This window comes from Lapillicoccus sp., from assembly GCF_025353065.1.
In the GTDB taxonomy this organism is placed as follows: Bacteria; Actinomycetota; Actinomycetes; order Actinomycetales; family Dermatophilaceae; genus Lapillicoccus.
Genome location: NZ_JANXRJ010000095.1, coordinates 1 through 3792, shown reverse-complemented (window position 1 = coordinate 3792; position 3792 = coordinate 1). Strand labels below are relative to the sequence as shown.

Genomic DNA, 3792 nt, shown 5'->3' with positions numbered 1-3792 from the left:
ACCACCTTGACTTCAGCTTCGCCACGGTAGTCCGGGTTTGTGCCTCACTTCTAGTTCGAAGGCGGGCAGTGCTCTGACCTGCGGGTGCAGCACCCTGATTTAGCGAAGCGCTTGACCGGTGCAGCCGCCGAGTCCGCCTCGACCTCCACGGACAGCATGGCCGCAAAGATGACCAGCTTCACAGTGCAAGACGCACTGGGGGTCCGACTTACTCATTGTCAGCTAGAGCCGCCGGGTCGAGACTTTGTTCGTGAACCAGGAGCGTCGGGGTCGAGGCCACCGGGGGCACCTACCAGCGGATGATCACCGCCGTACTGCGAACGGACCGCAACCGAGAGCCTGAGCCGAAGTCGAGCTGCGGACCGTTGTCGACTTGGTGACTGGCTGCTGCGACCTCCTTGGGTCAGGGCGCCGGGACCTGGTCGGCGAACGACTTCGCAAGGTCGATTCGTCGCATGAAGGTGACGTCGTCGAAGCCTTGCGCATAGGTGATGAATCGGGCGAGGGCGTCGGCGCGCGCTGGGTTGCCGCTGATTCGGGGGTGAAGTCCGATCGACATCATCCGACCGAGGTCGTCGCCGTCGTTGCGGAGCCGGTCCAGTGTTGCTTTGGCCGTTTCGAGGAACTGCTCTGGGCTGCCGTATCCGGTTCCCATGATGTATCTCGCGTCGTTCACGACCAGCGAGTAGGGGACGATGAGGTGGTTACGGCCGTTCACGGTCGCCCAGTAAGGCAGGTCCTCGTTGTAGGTGTCGGAGTCGTAGAGAAACCCGCCCTCCTCGACCACCAGGTCGCGGGTGTTCACGCTCATCTCCCGGCAGTACCAGCCGACGGGACGCGTGCCGCAGCTCTTTTCGATGGAGGCGACGGCGCGGCGGATGGCTTCACGCTCCTCGTCCTTGGTCATCTCGTAGTGGTTGCTCCATCGGTAGCCGTGGCCGGCGACTTCGTCGCCTCTGGCAGTGATCTTCTTCGCTACCGCGGGGTTCCGTTCCAGCGCGACTGCGGCGCCGAAGAACGTGGCGGGGATGTCGGCGTGGTCGAAGATACGGAACAGACGCCAGATCCCGGCACGGGACCCGTACTCGTACATCGACTCGACGGCGAGGTCCCGCTGGTCCTCGACTGCGAACGGCAGTTCGTACATGCCGTCGTTGACGTTGTCACCCATCGCGAAGGTCTTCTCTGAGCCCTCCTCGTAGTTCACGACGACCTGGATGGCGACCTTGGCCCCGCCGCTCCAGCGGACCTGGGGCGGGTGCTCGCCGTAGCCGACGATGTCCCGCGCGGGTCCGGGGACGCCGTCCACGTCGGTGGTGCGGAAGAACTGCTCGTTCTGAGCCATAGGAAATACCTTTCGCTGAGGCTGGTCGATGGCGGTCAGTCGAGGCCGGCGAGGCTGCGGGCTCCGTCAACAACGAGGAGCTGCCCGGTAAGGTAGGCGGACTCCGTGCTGGCGAGGAACTGGTAGACGTAGCCGATGTCTTCCGGCTCCCCGACGCGTCCGGAGGGCACCTTCTTCGCGCTCGCCTCGATGCCGTCCGGGCCAAGGGAGTTGACCGGGTCAAGAGCCTGCGGGGTGCGGATGACGCCAGGGGCTACCGCGTTCGCCGTCACCCCGTCCGCGGCGAACTCCACCGCCAAGGACTTCACCAGCCCCACCAGTCCAGCCTTCGCGGCCGCGTAGTGAGAGTGCTCCGGCCAGCCGGAGACGGTCCCGGCCACAGACGAGGTGGCGATGAGGCGTCCAAAGCCTGCCTTCTGCATGTGGGGCAGGGCCGCCCGGAAGCAGCGCCACGCCCCGTTCAGGTCGACATCCAACACCTTCAGCCAGGCGGCGTCATCGAGGTCCTCCAGAGCGACCTTGCGCGCGATGCCGGCGTTGGCGACGACGATGTCGACGCGCCCGAACTCCTCGATGGCGCGGGCTAAGAGCCGGTCGACGTCCTCGGTGCTGGTCACGTCGACGGCCTCGACGACGGCCCGGCGCCCGGCGGCCTCTACCGCCTGGCGAACCGGCTCGACGTCGTGTCCGTCCGGGGGGTACCAGGCGAGCACGACGTCGGCGCCGGCTTCGGCGTAGATCCTCGCGGTCGCTGCTCCAATTCCGGACGCAGCGCCGGTGATCACCGCGACCCGGTCAGTCAACTCGAACATGGTTCTCCTTCGTCGCCGTCATGTGGCGATCTCTGGTGGGGCGGACGCGGCTATCGGGGTGGTACCGGGGCGCCCGAAGGCGCCCGCGCGGGTCAGCCGGGCCCGCTCTTCGGGCCCGTAACCGAGAAGTGCGGCGAGGATGTCATCCCCGTGTTCGTTGCGGCGCGGGGCCCGTCGGTGAGCGGGGCGCTCGTGGCCGACCCGGACAGCGCCGGCGACCTGGCGCACGACTCCGAAGTGGGGGTGCTCGGTCTCGACGATCATGCCGCGGGCGACGGTGTGCGGGTCGGCGAGGGCTTGTTTAACCGAATTGGCCAAACGCAGCGGCGTGCAGCCCGTTCGACGGTGAAAACTGGCGCACGTCCGCCCGCGCCGGAGTACTGCACCTCGGCGCAGTCTCCGACGGCGACCTGACCGTCCTCGAGCACAAGCAGCACGGTGACGGCGGCGCCGGCCTCTCGGACCTCGCTGAACCCCGGCGTGAGGGGCGACCCGACGTAGAGGAACCCGTCGCGGCCAGCGCACGCCCGGATCGCTGCCTGGTCGTCGCGGTAGAACCCGCACAGAGCCGGCTCGGCGAGGACGGACCGGATCCTCACAGCATCACATCCCCCCCGTTGGGGCCCAGAGTCTGCCCGACATAGTAAGAGCCGTCGGCGGAGGCGAGGAGCACCGCGGTCGGGGTGACCTCGTCGACCGTGCCGAACCGGCCAATCGGTAGCTCGGCCAGCTTGCTGCGGCGCCACTGCTCCGTCTCACGGTCGAGCAGTGGGGTCTCGATGGGCCCGGGAGCGATCGCGTTGACCAGTACCCCCCGGGCTGCGACCTCCCGCGCCAGCGCCTTGGTGAGCCCGATGACACCGGCCTTGCTGGCGCAGTAGTGCGCCACCGCGGTGCCGCCGACCTGGCCCAGCTGGGAGGCGATGTTGATGATCCGCCCGGAGCCGCGCTCAAGCATCCCGGGCAGAAAAACCCTCGTGCACAGGAACGTGCCACGGAGGTTGGTACTGACCACACGGTCCCATTCCTCGACGCTCATCACCTCGACCAGCGCTTCAGTGAAGATGCCTGCGTTGTTCACCAGCACGTCCACCCGCCCGAAGCGCTGCTGCACGGCCGCGGCCAGCGCAGCGACGCTTCGGGTGTCACTGACGTCCGTCTGCACGAACAAGGCCTGCCGCCCAGCGGCGGCAACCTCAGCGAGCACCGGCTCGGCCGCGGCCCGTCCACACTGGTCGGCGACCACCACATAGGCCCCCTCACGGGCGAACGCGACGGCGATCCCCGCCCCGATCCCGGACGCCGCGCCGGTTACGACGGCGACGCGGCCCTCTAGCTTGCCCACACTCCGGCTTCCTTTCTGCGGTCGGCGGCCTCCCAGACCCCGACGATCTGCTCATTCCTCGCGAGGTCGAACCGGTGTCGCATCAGCAGCATCGATGCGTCGTGCTGGGTGCGGTCGTCGCTGCCGACACAGTCCTCTGCCACCACCACGTAGTAGTCGCTGAACATGGCGTCTCTGGCCGTGGACTCCACGCAGCCTTCCGTCGTGCAACCGGCCACGATCACGGTCTCGATCCCGTTGCTGCCGAGCAGCAGGTCAAGGTTCGTCCCCCAGAACGCGCTTGAGCGGTA

The 3792-nt window shown here is 67.6% G+C and carries 6 protein-coding genes; all 6 read right to left on the bottom strand.

The features are described from left to right. Positions 1-403: 403 nt before the first annotated feature. Entirely contained in the window at positions 404-1309 is a 906-nt protein-coding gene (locus tag Q0R63_RS07860; protein WP_295696040.1) for a polysaccharide deacetylase family protein, read from the bottom strand. A 71-nt stretch (positions 1310-1380) separates the two neighbouring features. Next, a complete protein-coding gene (locus Q0R63_RS07855) occupies positions 1381-2157 on the bottom strand; it encodes an SDR family NAD(P)-dependent oxidoreductase (protein ID WP_295696038.1) in 777 nt (258 codons plus the stop codon). Between the two features lie 18 nt (positions 2158-2175). Further along, a complete protein-coding gene (locus tag Q0R63_RS24545) occupies positions 2176-2475 on the bottom strand; it encodes a CoA transferase (RefSeq protein ID WP_366521087.1) in 300 nt (99 codons plus the stop codon). Continuing rightward, the gene (locus tag Q0R63_RS24540; protein ID WP_366521086.1) at positions 2418-2756 is read right to left on the bottom strand and encodes a hypothetical protein; all 339 of its coding nucleotides are present in this window, start codon (positions 2754-2756) and stop codon (positions 2418-2420) included. Before Q0R63_RS24540 ends, Q0R63_RS24545 begins: the two co-directional genes overlap by 58 nt. Beyond that, complete coding sequence (locus Q0R63_RS07845; protein WP_295696034.1) at positions 2753-3502, bottom strand: 3-oxoacyl-ACP reductase family protein; 750 nt, start codon at positions 3500-3502, stop codon at positions 2753-2755. The genes Q0R63_RS24540 and Q0R63_RS07845 overlap by 4 nt, the downstream gene beginning before the upstream one ends. Next, the coding region (locus Q0R63_RS07840; protein WP_295696031.1) for a cysteine hydrolase at positions 3490-3792 on the bottom strand (303 nt) is incomplete at its 5' end. The genes Q0R63_RS07840 and Q0R63_RS07845, both read right to left, overlap by 13 nt.

Bases quoted from the DNA above. Each gene is read 5' to 3' on its own strand.
- Q0R63_RS07855 (WP_295696038.1), bottom strand. From the start codon at position 2,157: ATGTTCGAGTTGACTGACCGGGTCGCGGTGATCACCGGCGCTGCGTCC.